At 68.3% G+C, this 19774-nt stretch carries 18 protein-coding genes, 1 tRNA gene and 1 pseudogene; 14 read left to right on the top strand and 6 right to left on the bottom strand.

The window, feature by feature from the left end; all coding sequences use genetic code 11:
• Positions 1-76 precede the first annotated feature (76 nt).
• The 4 genes from L6444_RS00180 to L6444_RS00165 all read left to right on the top strand — a co-directional run bounded on the left by L6444_RS00180 (position 77) and on the right by L6444_RS00165 (position 3321).
• Positions 77-493 carry a WhiB family transcriptional regulator gene (locus L6444_RS00180; protein ID WP_236979346.1) on the top strand — a complete coding sequence of 139 codons (417 nt, stop codon included), beginning with the start codon at positions 77-79 and terminating at the stop codon, positions 491-493.
• Positions 494-587: 94 nt separating this feature from the next.
• On the top strand, positions 588-1970 hold the full coding sequence (locus tag L6444_RS00175; protein WP_236979344.1) for an acyl-CoA dehydrogenase family protein: 1383 nt from the start codon (positions 588-590) through the stop codon (positions 1968-1970).
• 26 nt (positions 1971-1996) lie between these two features.
• Positions 1997-2983 (top strand): pirin family protein, encoded by a 987-nt coding sequence (locus L6444_RS00170; protein WP_236979342.1) that lies wholly within the window; start codon positions 1997-1999, stop codon positions 2981-2983.
• Complete coding sequence (locus L6444_RS00165) at positions 2980-3321, top strand: GNAT family N-acetyltransferase (protein ID WP_236979333.1); 342 nt, start codon at positions 2980-2982, stop codon at positions 3319-3321. Before L6444_RS00170 ends, L6444_RS00165 begins: the two co-directional genes overlap by 4 nt.
• A gap of 9 nt (positions 3322-3330) precedes the next feature.
• On the opposite strand, the pseudogene L6444_RS30340 reads toward L6444_RS00165, so the two are convergent.
• The 4 genes and pseudogenes from L6444_RS30340 to L6444_RS00140 form a co-directional block, all read right to left on the bottom strand.
• A pseudogene (locus L6444_RS30340) lies at positions 3331-4834 on the bottom strand (PPE domain-containing protein).
• 192 nt (positions 4835-5026) lie between these two features.
• Positions 5027-5293, bottom strand: a complete 267-nt coding sequence (locus L6444_RS00150) for a YdeI/OmpD-associated family protein (RefSeq protein ID WP_236979329.1) — start codon at positions 5291-5293, stop codon at positions 5027-5029.
• A 25-nt stretch (positions 5294-5318) separates the two neighbouring features.
• Positions 5319-6629 carry an ammonium transporter gene (locus L6444_RS00145; RefSeq protein WP_370653054.1) on the bottom strand — a complete coding sequence of 437 codons (1311 nt, stop codon included), beginning with the start codon at positions 6627-6629 and terminating at the stop codon, positions 5319-5321.
• Positions 6630-7023: 394 nt separating this feature from the next.
• A tRNA-Leu gene (locus L6444_RS00140) sits at positions 7024-7106 on the bottom strand.
• Positions 7107-7354: 248 nt separating this feature from the next.
• Here L6444_RS00140 and L6444_RS00135 point away from each other — a divergent pair.
• The 8 genes from L6444_RS00135 to pknB all read left to right on the top strand — a co-directional run bounded on the left by L6444_RS00135 (position 7355) and on the right by pknB (position 17274).
• Positions 7355-8989, top strand: a complete 1635-nt coding sequence (locus L6444_RS00135; protein ID WP_236979327.1) for a DUF3662 and FHA domain-containing protein — start codon at positions 7355-7357, stop codon at positions 8987-8989.
• 96 nt (positions 8990-9085) lie between these two features.
• Positions 9086-9553, top strand: coding sequence for an FHA domain-containing protein FhaB/FipA (locus L6444_RS00130; protein ID WP_236979325.1), 468 nt, complete (start codon positions 9086-9088; stop codon positions 9551-9553).
• Positions 9550-9687 carry a hypothetical protein gene (locus L6444_RS00125; RefSeq protein ID WP_236979323.1) on the top strand — a complete coding sequence of 46 codons (138 nt, stop codon included), beginning with the start codon at positions 9550-9552 and terminating at the stop codon, positions 9685-9687. The genes L6444_RS00130 and L6444_RS00125 overlap by 4 nt, the downstream gene beginning before the upstream one ends.
• On the top strand, positions 9684-11201 hold the full coding sequence (locus L6444_RS00120) for a PP2C family protein-serine/threonine phosphatase (protein ID WP_236979321.1): 1518 nt from the start codon (positions 9684-9686) through the stop codon (positions 11199-11201). The genes L6444_RS00125 and L6444_RS00120 overlap by 4 nt, the downstream gene beginning before the upstream one ends.
• Positions 11198-12613: an FtsW/RodA/SpoVE family cell cycle protein gene (locus tag L6444_RS00115; RefSeq protein ID WP_236979315.1), complete on the top strand. Its 1416-nt coding sequence runs from the start codon at positions 11198-11200 to the stop codon at positions 12611-12613. The genes L6444_RS00120 and L6444_RS00115 overlap by 4 nt, the downstream gene beginning before the upstream one ends.
• Positions 12610-14088, top strand: coding sequence for a D,D-transpeptidase PbpA (gene pbpA / locus L6444_RS00110; RefSeq protein ID WP_236979313.1), 1479 nt, complete (start codon positions 12610-12612; stop codon positions 14086-14088). The genes L6444_RS00115 and pbpA overlap by 4 nt, the downstream gene beginning before the upstream one ends.
• Before the next feature lie 58 nt (positions 14089-14146).
• The gene (locus L6444_RS00105) at positions 14147-15400 is read left to right on the top strand and encodes a serine/threonine-protein kinase (protein ID WP_236979311.1); all 1254 of its coding nucleotides are present in this window, start codon (positions 14147-14149) and stop codon (positions 15398-15400) included.
• Complete coding sequence (gene pknB, locus L6444_RS00100; protein WP_236979309.1) at positions 15397-17274, top strand: Stk1 family PASTA domain-containing Ser/Thr kinase; 1878 nt, start codon at positions 15397-15399, stop codon at positions 17272-17274. The genes L6444_RS00105 and pknB overlap by 4 nt, the downstream gene beginning before the upstream one ends.
• Here pknB and L6444_RS00095 read toward each other — a convergent pair.
• A complete protein-coding gene (locus L6444_RS00095) occupies positions 17252-17950 on the bottom strand; it encodes an aminodeoxychorismate/anthranilate synthase component II (RefSeq protein ID WP_236979307.1) in 699 nt (232 codons plus the stop codon). The two genes, pknB and L6444_RS00095, sit on opposite strands and share 23 nt — an antisense overlap.
• Positions 17951-17986: 36 nt before the next feature.
• On the bottom strand, positions 17987-18754 hold the full coding sequence (locus L6444_RS00090) for a DUF881 domain-containing protein (RefSeq protein WP_236979305.1): 768 nt from the start codon (positions 18752-18754) through the stop codon (positions 17987-17989).
• A 144-nt stretch (positions 18755-18898) separates the two neighbouring features.
• Here L6444_RS00090 and crgA point away from each other — a divergent pair, with 144 nt between their 5' ends.
• Together crgA and L6444_RS00080 are read left to right on the top strand one after the other, a co-directional pair.
• Positions 18899-19180: a cell division protein CrgA gene (gene crgA, locus L6444_RS00085; protein WP_236979303.1), complete on the top strand. Its 282-nt coding sequence runs from the start codon at positions 18899-18901 to the stop codon at positions 19178-19180.
• 167 nt (positions 19181-19347) lie between these two features.
• On the top strand, positions 19348-19767 hold the full coding sequence (locus tag L6444_RS00080) for a PH domain-containing protein (RefSeq protein WP_236979301.1): 420 nt from the start codon (positions 19348-19350) through the stop codon (positions 19765-19767).
• The last annotated feature ends 7 nt before the right edge of the window (positions 19768-19774 follow it).

The following is a 19774-nucleotide window of genomic DNA, read 5'->3' as shown; positions in this document are numbered from 1 at the left end:
ATCTCGTTTCTCTTGTCGGAAGCAGCCTGGTGTGTATACGATTCCGCATACGTTTCGTTGGAAAGGAGCTCCACACATGGCAAACCCCTGCGCATCCAACCCAGAACTCTGGTTCGGCTATCCCGACGACGACGGCGGCGACGGCGCGGCTAAGGCGCGCGCCTACGAGCGGTCGGCCACCGAGGCGCGGATTCAATGCCTGCGTCGGTGCCCACTGGCTCAGCAGCGACTGTGCGCGCAGCGGGCAATCACACATCGCGAGGAGTACGGGGTCTGGGCCGGCGTGAAGCTACCCGGCGGCCAGTACCGCAAACGCGAACAGCTCGCGCAGGCCCACGAGGAATTGCGGCGCATCGCCGCCGGCGAGATCAATGCCCGGCAACTGCCCGAGAACGCCGCGCTGCTGGCCCGCCACGAAAGCAACACCGTGGCCGTCAATGCGGTGGTGCTGCACCTGCCCGCCGCCCGGCTGGGTCCCCGCACCGCCGCCTGAGCGCCGACCGCGGATTGCGCGACCGCACGCCGGGTATACGGGGGTCGTTGGTGGCCCCCGCTCGGGCCGAGGCAGCGAACGCAAAGGCATACCCATGACCTTCGACCTGACTCCTACAGCAGCCCAGCACGACTTGGCCCGGCGCACCCACGAGTTCGCCGAAGAAGTGATCCGGCCCGTCGCGCTCGAGTACGACCAGCGCCAGGAGTTCCCCTGGCCGGTGCTAGAGGAGGCCGCACAGCGCGGCTTCTACAGTCCGTTGTTCTACCGGGATCTGATCGGGGACCCGACCGGCATCTCGCTGCCGATGTTCATGGAGGAGCTGTTCTGGGGTTGCGCGGGAATCGGCCTGGCGATCGTCATGCCGGCGTTGGCGCTGTCGGCGATCGGTCAGGCCGCCTCCCCCGAGCAGATGCTGGAGTGGGCACCTGAATGTTTCGGAACGCCAGGCGATATCAAGCTCGCCGCGCTGGCGATTTCTGAACCCGAAGGCGGCAGCGACGTTCGCAACCTGCGCACCACGGCACGCCGCGACGGCGACGACTGGATCATCGACGGCCACAAAATGTGGATCGGTAACGGGGGCATCGCCAACGTCCACGTCGTCAACGCGGTCGTCGACCAGGAACTCGGCCACCGCGGTCAGGCGCTGTTCGTGGTGCCCGGCGGCACCCCGGGGCTGGAGTTGGTGCGCAAGCTCGACAAGCTGGGCTGCCGCGCGTCGCACACCGCCGAACTGAAGTTCAACGGGGTGCGCGTTCCCGGCGCCAACCTGCTCGGCGGCCAGGACAAGCTGGAGCACAAGCTGGCCAAGGCGCGGGAAGTGGTCGCGGGCGGCAAGAAGTCCGGTTCGGCCACACTCGGCACGTTTGAACAGACCCGGCCGATGGTCGCCGCGCAGGCGATCGGAATCGCCCGCGCCGCACTGGAATACGCGACCGCCTACGCCACCGAACGGGAAGCGTTCGGCGGTCCCATCATCGACAACCAGGGCATCGCATTTCCCTTGGCGGAGTTGGCAACTCAGATCGACGCCGCTCGGCTGCTGACATGGCGGGCATCCTGGATGGCGGCCAACGGGGTCCCCTTCGAACGGGGTGAGGGGTCGATGTCGAAGATGGCCGCCAGCGAGGTCGCGGTCCGCGCCACCGAACGCGCCATCCAGACGATGGGCGGCTGGGGCTACATCACCGATCATCCGGTGGAGAAATGGTATCGGGATGCCAAGCTGTACACCATCTTTGAAGGTACCAGCGAGATCCAGCGGATGGTGATAGCCAACGCGCTGGGGTCGAACGTCGACACTCCGCCGCTGCACGTCTCGCTCGAACCGAGCGGGGGGCCGCTGAATCGGGTGTTCGGCCGCGGAACGCCGCTGCGATCGCGCGCCGCCGATGCCGCGCTATCGCTGAAGGATCGGGTGCCCGAGCCGTTCATGCGGGTCGCGATGAAGGCGCTGCGCCCACCGGGGCGCTGACACCGCCCGCGAGTAAGGTCGCGAAGGTGAGCAACCTGGAGGCTGCGCCGCCCGAAGTCGCTTGCGGCGCTTCGCCGACGACCTCCACCACCGAGGTGCTGCACCCGCGGGAAGTCCCGCTGGGTGGTCCGCGGGCCATCCGGGTACAGCGCACCCTGCCACAGCGGCAGCGGTCCCTGATCGGGGCGTGGTGCTTCATCGACCACTACGGCCCCGCCACCACGCAGATGGACGTCCCGCCGCACCCGCACACCGGACTGCAAACGGTGAGTTGGCTGTTCGACGGCGAAGTCGAGCATCGCGACAGCGCCGGCGTCCACGCGATGGTGCACCCCGGCGAGCTGAACCTGATGACCGCGGGTGCGGGCATCTGCCATTCCGAGGTGTCCACCCCGGGCCGGGTGCTGCACGGCGCCCAGCTGTGGGTGGCACTGCCCGATTCGGCGCGCGACACCGGACGCGACTTCGCGCACCACCGGCCCGAAACGGTTTCGCGGCCACACGCGCAGCTCCGGGTGTTCCTCGGTGAGCTGGCCGGAAGCCGTTCGCCGGTAACGACTTTCACGCCGCTGCTGGGCGCACAGCTTGACCTCGAGCCACGGGCCGCGATAGAACTCGACGTCGACCCGGCCTTCGAGCACGGGGTGCTGTGCGACGCGGGTCCGGTAGAACTGTGCGGGGTCGCGCTGGCGGTCGCCGAGCTGGGATACCAGGGGCCGGGCCATCGCACGCTACACGTGCGCAACGCGGGGGACGGGCCGGCGCGAGTGCTGCTGCTGGGCGGCGTCCCGTTCGGCGAACAGCTGGTGATGTGGTGGAACTTCGTCGGTCGCAACCACGACGACATCGTCACCTATCGTCAGTTGTGGCAGGACGGCAACGACGGGCCCGGCTGGGACCGCTTCGGTGCCGTCACGGGTTACCGGGGTGCGGTCACCCGCCTGCCGGGACCGCCCCTGCCCACCACGCGGCTGCTGCCCCGACCGGCTGCCCAATCAGAGGAGCGAAGATGACAACCGACAAGACGGGCGCGGTCACCACCGTCACCGCACAGAACGACAGGTACAGCATCGCCGTCGCCGGCCAGACCGTGGGCTTCGCGGAGTTCGCCGACCGCGGCGAGCAACGCATCTTCCACCACACCGAGATCGACCCGGATTTCGGCGGACGCGGGCTGGCGACCATCCTGGTGGAGGAAGCGCTGCAGGCCACCCGCGCCGACGGCAAGCGCATCGTGCCGGTGTGTTCCATGGTGGTCACCGTGCTCAAGAAGCATCCCGAGTACAACGACATCACCGACCCCGCCACGGCCGAAGTCACCGGCTGGGCGAAAACCCACGGCAGCCACTGACCGCCGGGTCTACCCGCGCTCATCGCAGCTGGTCGGCAGCATCGGCATGGCGGGCCCGCTGCCGTATTCGTCGCCGTCCAACGTGATCAGGCCGGCGGCGTCGGCGGCGTCGGTGGCGACGGTGCCGCCGAATCCCATCGCGCCCGCGCCGCGAGTCGACGCGGCGATCACCGGTTCCTCCGGCGGGGTATCGGCGCCGGGGTCGTAGTCCAGGTACTCGTCGGCGTACTGGTGCTCGGGCATGGTGGCGGCGCGCCGACGTCGGGAGCGTCGCTTCTCCCGCGCTGACACCCCCGCTGCGGCCGCCGGGATTCCCTCTGCCGGGGCCTTCACGCCGGTGCGGTCCCGGAAGGTGGGGGAGAACCCCTCGTCGGGTCCGATGCCGGCGACGGCGTAGGGGATAGCGGGCACGGTGGCGGCCGGAGCGGCCGACGCGGGCGCGGCGCCGGCACTGCCGGCGGCGGTGGTGACCGGGGCGCCGGCCGGGCCGGCGACAGTGGGCGCGAGGGTGGCCAGCGGATAGTTCGAGGAGTGCGAGGTGGCCGCCGGTGCCGCTGAGACCGCCGGCTCATCGCCGACGGGTACGTCGGCCGGCAGCTGCTGCAGGTACTGGTACCCGACGCCGATCACCACGCCCAAGGTGATCGCCAGCAGCGGATCCAGCAGCAGCTGGGGGGTAGGTCAGCGATGCCCCGACCCAGGAGAAGGCCTGGTAGGCGACGGCGAACAGGAACGGCCCCCAGGTCACCAGAGCCTGCGACGGGTTCGTCAGGAAGTCGGTGATCAGCTGGATGGTGTTGCCGACCGGGTTCTGCAGGAAGTTCGTGATCGGCGCGAACAGCTGCTGCACATAATTCAGGTAACCCTGCAGCAGCTGGGTGATGAGGTCGGCCAGGTTGAGCTGGCTGCCCGAGTCGGCGGCCGGCGCGGCCGCGGCCAGCTGGCTGGGCTCCGCGGCGAGGCTTGCCATGTCGGCCTTGACCACGGTGGGGGCCGGTGCGGTGGTCGGCACCGCTGCCGCCGCCGTCGTCGTCACGGCTTGATAGGTACCCATGGTGGTGGCCGCCTGGATCCACATCCGGACGTAGTCGGCCTCGTTCAGGGCGATCGGAATGGTGTTGATGCCGAAGAAATTCGTGCCGACCAGCACCCCGTGCACGATGTGGTTGGCGGCCAACTCCGGCAGCGTCGGCATCATCGCCAGCGCCGTCGTGTAGGCCGCCGCGGCGGTCTCCTGCTGGGCGGCCGCGGCCAGGCTCTTAGCCTGCGCGCCGGTCAACCAGCCCAGGTAGGGGGCGTGCGCGGCGACGTACTCGGCGGCGGACGGCCCCTGCCAGGACCCGGACTGAACCGCACCCAGTACGCCGATCAACTCGGCCGCCGCCGACTCGTATTCGGCGGCGAGCGCCTGCCACGCGCCCGCCGCGGCCAGCAGCGCACCCGGACCCGGGCCGGCGGACAGCAACGCGGAGTGCACCTCGGGCGGCGAGGCCATCCAGATCGGAGCCGTCATCCCGTCAGTCCCCCCTTGAGACACCTAGCGTCATCGGAACCCATTCCTCCCCGTACGTCACCGCCGCAGCGATCGACGCAATAGGCGGATACCCGGATCGGCGAGCAGGGGTGGCTGCCGAATTAGGTTCGCCTAACCTGCACAGTAGCGGGCGTTCGGCGATAGCAGCAATGCGGCGTCCTCGGCGCCGCGCTACCTGCCGTTGCGCTCGCGGTGCTTACACCCCGGCCAGCAGCAGGGCCGGCGCTTGCCCTCCTCGAGCTCCTCCTGGGTGCGGCGGATGCGGCGCTCCCGGGTCTTGGCTTGCTTGGCGTCCTCGACCCAGCAGATGAACTCGTTGCGCGCCAGCGGGGTGATGTCGTTCCAGAGCTCCAGCGCGGCGCTGTTGCCGATCAGCGCCTGCCGCAGGTCGGAGGGGAGTTCGTGGACGACGCCGCCGGCTACTTTCTGGCTGGTCACGTCGCCAGATTACCGACGGCCGCGCTCACTCGTCCTCGTCGTCGATGGACCGCGGCCGGGACTCGTCCCGATCCCCGAACGAAGCGGAATGGCGCGGCGCCTGATGCCCGTAAACACCCTCCGGGTAAGCGGTCTCGGCGTGCTGGGTCAGATCGATGCCGTTCTTCTCGTCGGCGGCACTGAGCCGGAACCCCACGAACCGGTCGATCAGCTTGGCCAGCACGAAACTCACCCCGAAGGCATAGAGGGCGACCACCACCATCGCCAGGGACTGCTTGCTGAGCTGGCCCAGGCCGCCGCCGTACAGGAGGCCACGCGGGCCGCCGGTCATCACCGCGGTGGCCAACAGCCCGATCAGGGAAACCCCGACCACGCCGCCGACGAAGTGCACGCCCACCACGTCCAGCGAGTCGTCGTAGTTGAGCTTGAACTTCACCAGGATCGCGTACGAGCACACGACTCCGGCCACCAGCCCGACGACGGCGGCACCCAGGGTATTCACCGTGCCGCACGACGGCGTGATCGCCACCAGGCCGGCGACCACGCCCGACGCGGCACCGAAAGTGGTCGGCTTACCGTCCCGGAACTGTTCCACCGCCAGCCAGCCCAACATGCCCAGACAGCCGGCGACCAACGTGTTGAGGAAGATCGCCGCGGCCAGCCCGTCGGCGGCCAGCGCCGAACCGGCGTTGAACCCGAACCAGCCGAACCACAGCAGGCCCACCCCGAGCAGCACGAGAGGCAGATTGTGCGGCCGCATCGCCTCCACCTTGAACCCGATACGCGGGCCCAGCACCAGCGCCAGCGCCAGCGCCGAGGAACCCGAGACGATCTCGACCACCAGGCCACCGGCGTAGTCCAGCACGCCCATCTTGGCCAGCCAGCCCGTCGGTGCCCAAACCCAGTGCGCGACAACGGAATACACCACGATCGTCCACACCGGCACGAACAACAGCCAGGCCGCGAACTTGGCGCGGTCGGCGATGGCGCCGCTGACCAGGGCGGCGGTGATGATCGCGAAGGTCAACTGGAACGTGGCGTAGAGCAGTTCGGGCACCTGCCCGTGCAGGGTCGACGGGCCGATCCCGGCCATCCCCGCATGCGACAGGCCGCCCAGAAACCCGCCGAGACCGCCGCCGGAGAACGCCAGGCTGTAGCCCACCAGCAGCCACGCCACCGTGACCAGCGGAATGGAGATGAAGCTCATCATGATCATGTTGAGCACGCCGGTGGTGCGCATCATGCCGCCGTAGAAGATCGCCAGCCCGGGCGTCATCAGCAGCACGAGTGCGGTGCTGGCCAGCAGCCAAGCGGTGGCGGCGGGATCGATATTCAACGCGGTGGCTCCCTCGGTAGTCGTCGGTAGGAATGTATGGCAGTCCCGACGCCTACCTCCATGGAGTACGAAGAAGTCGCTTCCGGGCCAGGATCTCCACATTTCGAGTTCCGCGGGCGCGGTGAGCGCCGGGCCGGGCGTCTTCACCCTTGTACTCGGCCCTCAACTCCTCCGCACAGCGGTTGACGGCGCAGAGACGCGCCAGGAGCACGCCGTCCCCGGACACGCCCCCGCGTTGCCGTCCTTGAGGCGATCATTCAACGGGGAACTGCGAACGCCGGTCCCCACTCGCGACGACATCCCGCCACGCTGGATCGCACCCACCAAACACAAAGGTCACGAACCATTTCTGGTTCGTGACCTTAGCGCCTGGAGTTCGTAGAACTCCTCAATGTGGGCGAAGGGGGACTTGAACCCCCACGTCCCGAAGGACACTGGCACCTGAAGCCAGCGCGTCTGCCATTCCGCCACTCGCCCGAAACAACCGCAGGACCATATCACTGTAGTCGCCGCCAACCCCAACCGCGCACCCGGGCCGCGCCGTCCAGGCGCATCACACCAGCCACGCCGAGGTCTCTGATCAGTATCGATGCGATTCTCAGCATTCTCACGGTGCCGGCGAATCGGTGTGTCCCGATACGATTACTCAGCAATCCGACCAACGGCCGAGTCGATTACCCTCCGCCGAGAATTTCCCAGCACAGTAGTGAGGCGAGCGCGCACAGATGGGTAGCCGACGTGGGCTGGTTCAGCGCATCGAGCGCAAACTCGAGGCGACGGTCGGTGACGCGTTTGCCCGGGTCTTCGGCGGATCGATCCTGCCGGAGGAAGTCGAAGCGATGCTGCGGCGTGAAGCCGACGACGGCGTGCAGTCCTTGCAGGGCAATCGCCTTTTGGCACCCAACGAATACATCATTACCCTCAGTGTGCACGACTCGGAGAAGTTGGGCGCCGATCCGGACCTGACGTCGAGCGCTTTTGCTCGGTACTTGGCGGACTATATCCAGGAACAGGGGTGGCAAACGTATGGTGAAGTGGTCGTACGGTTCGAGGAATCCTCGAACCTGCATACCGGCCAGTTCCGCGCCCGCGGTGCTGTCAACCCCGACGTCGAGCCCCGCCCGACGGCTTCCGATGCCGCCCGGCCACAATCGAATCATGCGTTTGGCGCAGAACCAGGAGTACGACCGATGACTGACAATCCGAATTACCGCGGTCAGGGGCGGCCCGACGAGTACTACGACGACCGCTACGGACGCCAGGAGGACCCGCGCGGCGGTTACCCGCCGGAGCAGGGCGGCTACCCGCCCCAGCAGGGTTACCCGCCGCCGCAGGGCGGCTACGGCCAGGGCGGCTACGACCAACCGCAAGGTGGCTACGGCCAGGCCGGCTACGGCGAACAGGGCGGGTACGGGCAAGGCGGCTACGGCCAGGGCGGCTACCCGGAGCAGGGCGGTTACGGCCAACACCAGGGCGGTTACGACCAGCCGCAGGGTGGTTATGGCCAAGGCGGCTACGGCGAACAGGGCGGGTACGGCCAGGGTGGTTACGGCGAGGCCCCGGGTGGCTACGCGCCGACTCACGACGCTCCGCCCGCAGCACCTCCGGGTCCGCCCGGCGGCGGGTACGGCGCTCCGGGCGGATACGGCCAGGAGCAGGGCTACCAGCAGGGCGGTTACGGTCAGGGCCAGCCGCCGGCTGCACCCGGCGGCTACGGCGACTACGGGCGTGAGCCCGCACGCCAGGACGCGGGCGGCTACGGTGCCCCACCGGCCCCGGCGGAACCGCAGCGGCCGTCATACCCCGAGCAGGGCGGCTACGGCCAGGACCAGGGCGGGTACGGCCAGGGCGGCTACAGCCGCCAGGAGTACGGCGCCAACGAATACACCCAATACGCCGAAGCCCCGCAGGGCGGTGGCTACGCGCCGGCGCCGGGTGGCTACGGCGAGCCCGCCGCGCGCTCGGACTACGACTACGGACAGCCGCCGGCACCCGACTACGGTCAGCCCGCCCCGGACTACGGGCAGGGTGGTGGCTACGGCGGCTATGGTCAGGGCGGCTACGGGCAGGCCGGAGCGCAGGTCACCCTGCAGCTCGACGACGGCAGCGGGCGTACCTACCAGTTGCGCGACGGCTCCAACATTGTCGGGCGTGGCCAGGACGCCCAGTTCCGGCTGCCCGACACGGGCGTGTCGCGCCGGCATCTGGAGATTCGCTGGGACGGTCAGGTGGCGCTGCTCTCGGACTTGAACTCGACGAACGGCACCACGGTCAACAATGCGCCGGTCCAGGAATGGCAGCTGGCCGACGGCGACGTGATCCGGCTGGGTCACTCCGAGATCATCGTTCGCATCCACTGACCCCACCCGGGCCGTCGTCCCAGTATTGTGACTTTGCCGAGGTGCTCGGTAGCGCGGGCACGGGGTAGGTAACGCCGGGACGGAAAGGACCGCCAGATGCAGGGTTTGGTTCTGCAACTGACGCGTGCCGGGTTCCTGATGCTGTTGTGGTTGTTCATCTGGTCAGTGCTGCGGATCCTGCGCACCGACATCTACGCGCCGACGGGTGCGGTCATGGTGCGGCGCGGGTTGGCGTTGCGTGGCAATCTGCTGCCGTCGCGGCAACGCCGTGACTCGGTGCGCTACCTGGTGGTGACCGAGGGGGCGCTGGCGGGCGCCCGGATCACGCTCAGCGGCCAACCGGTACTGATCGGCCGGGCGGACGACTCGACCCTGGTGTTGACTGACGATTACGCATCGACTCGGCATGCCAGGCTGTCTCAACGTGGTTCGGAATGGTATGTGGAAGACCTAGGTTCGACGAACGGCACTTACCTTGACAGGGCGAAGGTGACGACTGCGGTACGAGTTCCCATAGGTACGCCGGTTCGGATCGGCAAGACGGCAATCGAGTTGCGCCCGTGACCCGCGCAGACGACGAAGACGCCGGCTCGGTGAGCTTGCGGGGCGGGGTCGGAGTTGCGCCCGCGACCCGCGCAGACGACGAAGACGCCGGCTCGGTGAGCTTGCGGGGCGGGGTCGAGGAGTGGCGCCCGTGACATTAGTCCTGCGCTACGCCGCCCGCAGCGATCGCGGCCTGGTGCGCTCCAACAACGAAGACTCGGTCTATGCCGGAGCGCGACTGTTGGCCCTGGCCGACGGCATGGGCGGCCACGCCGCCGGCGAGGTGGCCTCGCAGTTGGTGGTCGGGGCGTTGGCTCCGCTGGACTACGACGAACCCGGCGGCGACCTGCTGGCCAAGCTGGACGCGGCGGTGCGCGAAGGCAACTCCGCGATCGCCGCACAGGTGGAGATGGAACCCGACCTCGAGGGCATGGGGACCACCCTGACCGCGATCCTGTTCGCCGGCGACCGCATCGGCCTGGCGCATATCGGGGACTCGCGAGGCTACCTGTTCCGCGACGGCGAGCTCACGCAGATCACCAAGGACGACACGTTCGTCCAGACGCTGGTCGACGAAGGCCGCATCACCGCCGAGGAGGCGCACAGCCACCCGCAGCGCTCGTTGATCATGCGCGCGCTGACCGGCCATGAGGTGGAGCCGACGCTGACGATGCGGGAGGCGCGCGCCGGCGACCGCTACCTGCTGTGTTCCGACGGACTTTCCGACCCCGTCAGCAACGAGACCATCGCCGAGGCACTGCAGATCCCCGACGTCGCGGAAAGCGCCTACCGGCTGATCGAGCTGGCGCTGCGCGGTGGCGGCCCGGACAACGTCACCGTCGTGGTCGCCGACGTCGTCGACGACGAGATCGGGCAAACCCAGCCGATACTGGCCGGCGCGGTGTCCGGTGACAACGACGACGACCAGCTGACGCTGCCCAACACCGCGGCCGGCCGCGCGTCGGCGATCAGGCCACGCAAAGAGGTCGCCAAACGTGTTGCGCCCCAAGAGGAGCCACCCAAGAAGCCGCGGTGGCCGCGGCGCCGGCTGTTCCTGGTCGCCACCCTGGTGGCGCTGCTGGTGCTGGCGGGCCTGTTCGTCGGCCAGATGATCATCCGAGACAACTACTACGTCGCCGCCGACAACGGCTCGGTCGCGATCATGCGCGGTGTGCAGGGCTCGCTGCTGGGCGTCTCCATGCACGAGGTGCACCTGGTGGGCTGCGTCAACACACAGAACCAGGTGACCGAGGCCGCGCCCGGCAGCCCCGGTTGCCGGCCGCTGAAACTGCAGGATCTCCGCCAATCCGAGCGGGCCGCGGTGCAGTCCGGGCTGCCGTCCGGCACGCTGGACGACGCGCGTAGCCAGCTGCACAAGTTGGCCGCTTCGGGCCTGTTGCCGATCTGCCAGTCGGGCACCACCTCGCCGACCGAACCATCGGCGCCGTCCACGAACAGCACCGGCATCCCCGACAGCAACACCCCGGCGCCGACCGCAACCAGCACCCCGTCGACGACCGCGACCACGCCCGGTACAGCGACCACCCCAACCACGACCGCCTCCGCGTCTTCCAGCAACAGCCCGACCACAACCTCTGCCCCGCCCGTAGCGACCGAGACCATCCAACCCGCACAAAAACCAGGCGTGGACTGCCGGACAGCGGCATGACAACGACGGAACTGCCCGCACCGGTTGCGGTGACTCCTCCGCTACCGACCCGGCGCAACGCCGAGTTGTTGCTGCTCGTTTTCGCCGCCTTCATCACCGTCGCCGCGCTGATGATCGTGGAGGCCAACCAAGAGCGGGGCCTGCACTGGGACCTGGCCACCTACGGGCTGGGTTTCCTGACGCTGTTCATCCTCGCCCACCTGGCGTTGCGGCGCTTCGCGCCCTACGCCGATCCGCTGCTGCTGCCGGTGGTCGCATTGCTCAACGGCCTGGGCCTGGTGATGATTCACCGCCTGGATTTGGTGGACAAGGAGATCGGCCGCCGCGGCCACCCCAGCGCCAATCAGCAGATGCTGTGGACCCTGCTCGGTGTGGTGTCGTTCGCGTTCGTGGTCTCCCTGCTCAAGGATCATCGTCAACTCGCGCGCTACGGCTACATCTGTGGGTTGACGGGTCTGGTGCTGCTGGTCATCCCCGCGTTGCTACCCAGGTCGCTGTCCGAGCAGAACGGCGCGAAAATCTGGATTCGCCTGCACGGCTTCTCCATTCAGCCGGCGGAATTCTCCAAGATTCTGTTGCTGATCTTCTTCTCGGCTGTATTGGTGGCCAAACGCAATCTGTTCACCAGTGCCGGCAAGCATCTGATGGGCATGACGCTGCCGCGCCCTCGGGACCTCGCGCCGCTGCTGGCGGCGTGGGTGATCTCGGTGGCGGTGATGGTCTTCGAGAAGGACCTCGGCACTTCGCTGCTGCTGTACTCGTCGTTTCTGGTGGTGGTGTACCTGGCCACCCAGCGGTTCAGCTGGGTGGTGCTGGGGATGGTGCTGTTCGCGATGGGCAGTGTGGCCGCCTACTACTCATTCGAGCACGTTCGCGTCCGGGTGCAGACATGGCTGGACCCGTTCGCCGACCCCGACGGCAACGGCTACCAGATGGTGCAGGCGCTATTCAGCTTCGCCACCGGCGGCATCTTCGGGACCGGACTGGGTAACGGCCAGCCCGACACCGTGCCCGCGGCGTCGACCGACTTCATCACCGCCGCGTTCGGCGAGGAACTGGGGCTGGTGGGCCTGGCCAGCATCCTGATGCTGTACACCATCGTCATCATCCGCGGGATGCGCACGGCGATCGCCACTCGCGACAGCTTCGGCAAGCTGCTGGCCGCGGGCTTGGCCTCGACGCTGGCCATTCAGCTGTTCATCGTCGTCGGCGGGGTGACCAAGCTGATCCCGCTGACCGGCCTGACCACGCCGTGGCTCTCCTATGGCGGGTCATCGCTGCTGGCCAACTATGTGCTGCTGGCTATCCTGGCCCGAATCTCCGACGGCGCCCGGCGTCCGCTGCGCCCCCGTCCCCGCAAGAAGAAGTCGCCGATAGCCGCGGCCAGCACCGAGGTGATCGAGCGCGTATGAACACCTCGCTGCGCCGGATCTCGATGACCGTGATGGCGTTGATCGTGCTGCTCCTGCTCAACGCCACCATGACGCAGGTCTTCACCGCCGACGGACTGCGCGCCGACCCGCGCAACCAGCGGGTGCTGCTCGACGAGTACTCACGCCAGCGCGGTCAGATCATCGCCGGCGGCCAACTGCTGGCCTATTCGGTGGCCACCGACAGCCGGTTCCGGTTCCTGCGGGTGTACCCGAACCCCGCCGTCTACGCCCCGGTGACCGGGTTCTACTCGCTGCGCTATTCCAGTACCGGGCTGGAGCGGGCCGAGGACCTGCTGCTCAACGGCTCCGATGAGCGCCTGTTCGGCCGGCGGTTGGCCGACTTCTTCACCGGGCGGGACCCGCGCGGCGGAAACGTGGACACCACCATCAACCCGCGCATCCAGCAGGCCGCGTGGGACGCGATGCAGGAAGGCTGCGGCGCTTCGCCCTGCCGAGGCGCCGTCGTGGCGCTGGAACCGTCGACAGGCAAGATCCTGGCGCTGGTCTCGTCGCCGTCGTATGACCCCAACCTGCTGGCCTCGCACAATCCCGACGTGCAGGCCCAGGCCTGGCAAACGCTGCGGGACAGCCCCGACTCGCCGCTGATCAACCGGGCGATCTCCGAGACGTATCCACCCGGCTCCACCTTCAAGGTCATCACCACCGCCGCCGCACTGGCCGCCGGCGCCAACGAGAACCAGCAGCTGACCTCGGCCGCCAGGATTCCGCTGCCCAACAGCACGGCCATGCTGGAGAACTTCGGCGATACCCCGTGCGGCCCCGAACCCACCGTGCCGCTGAGTGAAGCGTTCGCCAAGTCGTGCAATACCGCGTTCGTCCAGCTTGGTCTGCTCACCGGCACCGACGCGCTGCGCAACATGGCGCGCGCCTTCGGCCTGGACGACACACCCGACCCGCTTCCGCTTCAGGTCGCCGAATCCACCGTCGGACCGATCTCCGACGCCGCCGCGCTCGGGATGACCAGTATCGGCCAGAAGGACGTCGCACTGACCCCGCTGCAGAACGCCGAGGTGGCCGCGACGATCGCCAACGGCGGCGTGCTGATGCGCCCCTACCTGGTGGAAAGTCTCAAGGGGCCCGACCTGGCCAATATCAGTTCCACCGCCCCCTATCAGCAGCGCCGCGTGGTGTCGCCGCAGGTCGCCGCTAAGCTAACAGAGCTAATGGTCGGCGCCGAAAAGAACGCGCAGCAGAAAGGGGCCATCCCCGGCGTGCAGATCGCATCCAAGACAGGTACCGCGGAGCATGGCACCGATCCGCGGCACACGCCACCACACGCGTGGTACATCGCCTTCGCCCCCGCGCAGGGCCCCAAGATCGCCGTGGCGGTGCTGGTGGAGAACGGGGCCGATCGCCTGTCCGCGACCGGTGGCGCGCTGGCGGCGCCGATCGGGCGGGCAGTGATCGAAGCTGCGTTGCAAGGGGGACCATGAGTCGCCGCAGGCAAGTGCGCGTGAGCAACGCGCGACCGGAGCGAGCGGGAGGCACAGCATGAGTCCCCGCGTCGGGGTGACGCTGTCCGGCCGCTACCGGCTGCAGCGGCTCATCGCCACCGGTGGGATGGGCCAGGTCTGGGAGGCGGTGGACAACCGCCTGGGCCGGCGCGTCGCCGTCAAAGTGCTCAAGCAGGAGTTCTCCCAGGACCCCGAGTTCATCGAGCGGTTCCGGGCCGAAGCCCGCACCACCGCCATGCTCAACCACCCCGGCATCGCCCAAGTGCACGACTACGGCGAAAGCGCACTGGACGGCGAAGGCCGCACCGCGTATCTGGTGATGGAGCTGGTCAACGGGGAACCGCTGAACTCGGTGCTCAAACGCACCGGTCGGCTGTCGCTGCGGCACGCGCTGGACATGCTCGAGCAGACCGGCCGCGCACTGCAGGTTGCGCACGCCGCCGGCCTGGTGCACCGCGACGTCAAACCGGGCAACATCCTGATCACCCCCACCGGTCAGGTCAAGATCACCGACTTCGGTATCGCCAAGGCCGTCGACGCGGCACCGGTGACCCAGACCGGGATGGTGATGGGCACGGCCCAGTACATCGCACCCGAGCAGGCCCTGGGCCACGACGCGACGCCGGCCAGCGACGTCTACGCCCTGGGCGTGGTCGGCTACGAGGTGGTGTCGGGCAAGCGGCCGTTCACCGGGGACGGCGCCCTGACGGTGGCAATGAAGCACATCAAGGAGCCGCCGCCCCCGCTGCCCGCCGACCTGCCGCCCAACGTCCGCGAGCTCATCGAGATCACGCTGGTGAAGAATCCCAGCCAGCGCTATCGCAGCGGGGGACCGTTCGCCGACGCGGTGGCCGCGGTGCGGGCCGGCCGCCGACCGCCGCGACCCAGCCAGTCACCGCCGGCCGGCCGGGCCGCGCCCGCGGCGATCCCGTCGGCCACCCCGGCGCGGATTGCACCGACCCCGGTCGCCCGGACCACCGCGCCCCGCCGCTCAGCCCAGACTTCGAGTCGCCGCCCCCCACCGGCCCGGCGCACGTTCTCCTCGGGTCAGCGGGCGTTGTTGTGGGCTGCCGGCGTGCTCGGGGCACTGGCGATCATCATCGCGGTGCTCATCGTGATGAAGTCGGGCAACGGCAACAGTCAGGAGACGCCGCGGACCGTCCCGAACACCGGAAGCGGACAGGTCAGCATCGACGACTCCGGTGCTGCACCCGGCCTGCGGGTCAATTGGACGGATCGCGGTGAAACGGGTACTCCTGGGGTGCTGGCCCGATACGAGACAACACGATGACCACCCCTCGGCATCTGTCCGACCGTTATGAACTGGGCGACATCCTCGGCTTCGGGGGCATGTCCGAAGTTCACCTCGCCCGCGACACCCGGCTGCACCGCGACGTCGCGGTCAAGGTGCTGCGCGCCGACCTGGCCCGCGACCCCAGCTTCTACCTGCGGTTCCGTCGGGAAGCGCAGAACGCGGCGGCGCTCAACCACCCCGCGATCGTCGCGGTCTACGACACCGGCGAGGCCGAGACCCCCGCCGGACCGCTGCCCTACATCGTGATGGAGTACGTCGACGGCGTCACGTTGCGCGACATCGTGCACACCGACGGCCCGATGACACCCAAGCGCGCCATCGAGGTGATCGCCGACGCCTGCCAGGCGCTGAACTTCAGCCACCAGAACGGGATCATCCACCGCGACGTCAAGCCGGCGAACATCATGATCAGCTCGACCAACGCGGTCAAGGTGATGGACTTCGGCATCGCCCGCGCGATCGCCGACAGCGGCAACAGCGTCACCCAGACCGCGGCAGTGATCGGCACCGCGCAATACCTTTCGCCCGAGCAGGCTCGCGGCGACTCCGTGGATGCCCGCTCCGACGTGTATTCGCTGGGCTGCGTGTTGTACGAGATGCTCACCGGGGAGCCGCCTTTCACCGGTGACACGCCGGTGTCGGTCGCCTACCAGCATGTCCGGGAAGACCCCGTTCCGCCGTCCGAACGGCACGAGGGGATCTCCCCGGACCTCGATGCCGTGGTACTCAAGGCGCTGGCCAAGAATCCGGAGAACCGGTATCAGACCGCCGCGGAGATGCGCGCCGACCTGGTGCGGGTCCACAACGGCGAGACGCCGGAGGCGCCCAAGGTGCTGACCGGCGCCGAGCGCAGGTCGATGCTGTCGTCCGGCGGCCCGGGCCACGGTGGTCCCCGCACCGACCCGCTGCCCAGGCAGCGTTTCGACGACTCCGACAATCGGGGGGCCGCCTCAGTCGGCCGCTGGGTGGCTGTGGTCGCGGTGCTGGCGGTGCTGACGGTGATCGTGACGATCGCGATCAACACGTTCGGCGGCAACACCCGCAAGGTGCAGGTTCCCGACGTGCGCGGCCAGACGGCCGCCGACGCGATCGCCTCGCTGCAGAACAAGGGCTTCAAGACGCGCACCCAGCAGAAGCCGGACTCCGGCATCCAGCCCGATCACGTCATCGGCACCGACCCGACGGCCAGTGCGTCGGTCCCGGCCGGTGACGAGATCACCATCAACGTGTCCACCGGGCCCGAGCAGCGCGAGCTGCCCGACGTTTCGTCACTGACCTACGCCGAGGCGGTCAAGAAACTCAGCGCCGCCGGGTTCACCAAGTTCAAGCAGTCCAGCGCGCCGTCCAGCCCGGAGATGGCGGGCAAGGTGACCGGGACGAACCCGCCGGCCAACCAGACGTCGGCGATCACCAACGTGATCACGATCATCGTGGGGTCGGGGCCGGAGACCAAGCAGATTCCGGACGTCGCGGGCCAGACGGTGGACATGGCGCAGAAAAACCTGACCGTGTACGGCTTTTCGCGATTCAGCCAGGCGTCGGTGGACAGCACACGCACCGCCGGCGACGTGATCGCCACCAACCCGCCCGCGGGGACCACCGTTCCGGTCGATTCGGTGATCGAATTGCAGGTGTCCAAGGGCAACCAGTTCGTGATGCCCGACCTGTCGGGCATGTTCTGGACGGACGCCGAACCGCGGTTGCGCGCACTGGGCTGGACCGGGGTTCTGGACAAGGGGCCCGACGTGGATGCCGGGGGCGCCCAGCACAACAAGATCGTCTTTCAGAGCCCGGCGGCCGGCAACGGCGTGAACCGGGACGGCGTGATCACGCTGAAGTTCGGTCAGTAGTCCCCGCCGCGTCACCCGTCTCGCCGGGAAAGTGCGGGCGTATAGCGGTGAGGACTTCGTTCTCCAGTCGGCGCACCAGGGTGTCGTCGCGCGCCCAGCCGCAGTAGCTGAGCCAGTTGGCCAGCATCCGGTGGCCGCCCTCGGTCAGGATCGACTCCGGGTGGAATTGGACGCCGTGGATGGGCAACTCGGTGTGCCGTACGGCCATGATCACGCCGCTGCGGGTGTGCGCGATGGCGTCGAGCTGGGCCGGCAGCGACTCCGGCAGAATGGTCAGCGAGTGGTATCTGGTGGCCGTGAAGGGATCCGGAAGGCCTTGCAGCACACCAACATTGGTGTGATACACGCTGCTGGTCTTGCCGTGCAGCAACTCCGGAGCGCGGTCCACGGTGGCGCCGAACGCCACACCGATGGCCTGGTGCCCCAGGCATACACCGAGCAGCGGGGTGCCGCTCGCGGCGCACGCGCGCACCAGGCTGATCGAAGCCCCGGCACGTTCCGGCGTGCCCGGGCCCGGGCTGAGCAGGACACCGTCGAACTGGGCGGCGACCTCCTCGGCGTCGGAGAGGCGGGAGTCGTCATTGCGCCAGACGGTGGCCTCGACGCCCAGCTGGCCCAGGTACTGGACCAGGTTGAACACGAAGCTGTCGTAGTTGTCGACGACCAGGATCCGCATCGTGACAGGGTACCGTCCGGGCCGCCGTGGTTGCGGTCAGTAACCGATCGGTCCCATCGGCTGCGCGTAATGCAGTCGCACCGGTTCGGCGTGCCCGACGACCGCGACGTCGGATTTGACTTCTTCCCGGTAGCCGAGCCCGAAGCGGATCACGTACTGCTTGTACAAGGTCACCAGCGGCGCCGCGGTGAGCGCGCTCTGCATGGCGGTCGCGTTTCCGATGGCGGTGATGGTGTACGGCGGGCTGTAGGTGCGCCCGTTCAGCAGCAGCGTGTTGCCGACGCAGCGGACCACCGAGGTGGCGATGATGCGCTGGTCCTGCATCTGGATCGCTTCGGCGCCGGCACTCCACAGCGCGTTGAGGACACCGTCGATGTCCTGCTGGTGCACCACCAGGTCGTCGGGGGTGGCGTCGCGGGGGAAACGGCCGTTGGCGTCGCGCTGGGCGTCGTTGAGGACGACCACCAGGCCCGGGCCGTGCACCGGGTTCATGTCGGCTTCACCAGCCAGCTCGGCCGCCCGTTTGAGCATGGCCTGCAACGCCGCGGATGACGACCTGCCGTGTGCGGTGTCGATCTTGTGGCTCAGCGCCGCGCGCTCGGCGTCCAGCCGGCTCACCGAAGACCGCGTCTCGCGCACCAGGTCGACCAGTCGCGGTGCGTCGCTGCGGCGGATCTCGGCCCCACCGGAGACCCCGTGGGTCGCCGCCAACAGCAACCCGGCGAGCAGACACACCACCGGCACCCCGAAGCGCCACGGCGAACGCCGCGGCCCGGTCGTCTGGGGGTCCGTCTGATCGGACAAGCCGTCTCCTGTTTCCCGGCGGGTTTCTCGACGTCTGCGCTGGGTGGGCTAGTCTCGTAGCCAAGTTGTGCCCGCAGCCGTAACGGTAATCGTTGCATGTACCGCTCGTTTCGATACCACCCGCTTGATACCCAGAGGTCGTAAATGCCGAAGTCCAAGGTCCGCAAGAAGAACGACTTCACCGTCAGCGCCGTGAGCCGCACGCCGGTGAAGGTGAAGGTCGGGCCGTCGAGCGCGTGGTTCGTCGCGCTGTTCATCGGCCTGATGCTGATCGGCCTGATCTGGCTGATGGTGTTCCAGCTTGGCGCGATGAGTCAGCAGGCCCCGGCGGCCCTGCACTGGATGACCGAACTCGGTCCGCTGAACTACGCGATCGCGTTTGCTTTCATGATCACCGGGTTGTTGCTCACGATGCGGTGGCACTGAGGAGCTCCCGCCGGGGATCCACGCGACGGTGTGTATTCATTTCGGGGCGTTTTGTTAGCCCGGCAGCAACCTTTCGGTCACCCAATCACAAGCGTGTGATTCATCCCCACTGTTGATAGCTGCTGTGGATAACCGTATCCATGGTGGTGAGAGGGCCCAGGTAGAACATGCAGCAAACTGAGTGGGCGCCGCGCACGGCTGGAATCGCTGGTTGTGGACTCGGCGGCGTGATGATGGCTATCGCTGCTGTGACGCTGGTCACAGACCCGCCGGGGCGGGTGATCGCCGGGATCGCGGCGGCGGGGCTGATCTTGTTTGCCGGGGCGTCGTGGCGTGCCCGGCCGAAGCTGGCAATCACCGACGAGGGGCTGGCGCTGCGCGGCTGGTTCCGCACCCAGCTATTGCGCCGCGATTCGATCGCGATAATCCGGATCTCCGAATTCCGCCGGCACGGCCGCCGGGTCCGCCTGCTCGAGATCGAAACGGTGGGCGGCGGGTTGATCGTGTTGTCCCGCTGGGACCTGGGAACAGATCCGTTGGAGGTGCTTGACGCCCTCACAGACGCCGGCTACGCCGGCCGGCGTTAGTTTCCGC

Source organism: Mycobacterium kiyosense, assembly GCA_021654635.1.
GTDB lineage: Bacteria > Actinomycetota > Actinomycetes > Mycobacteriales > Mycobacteriaceae > Mycobacterium > Mycobacterium kiyosense.
The sequence above is the reverse complement of the archived record's forward strand: the minus strand, read 5'-3'. Positions and strand labels throughout refer to the sequence as shown.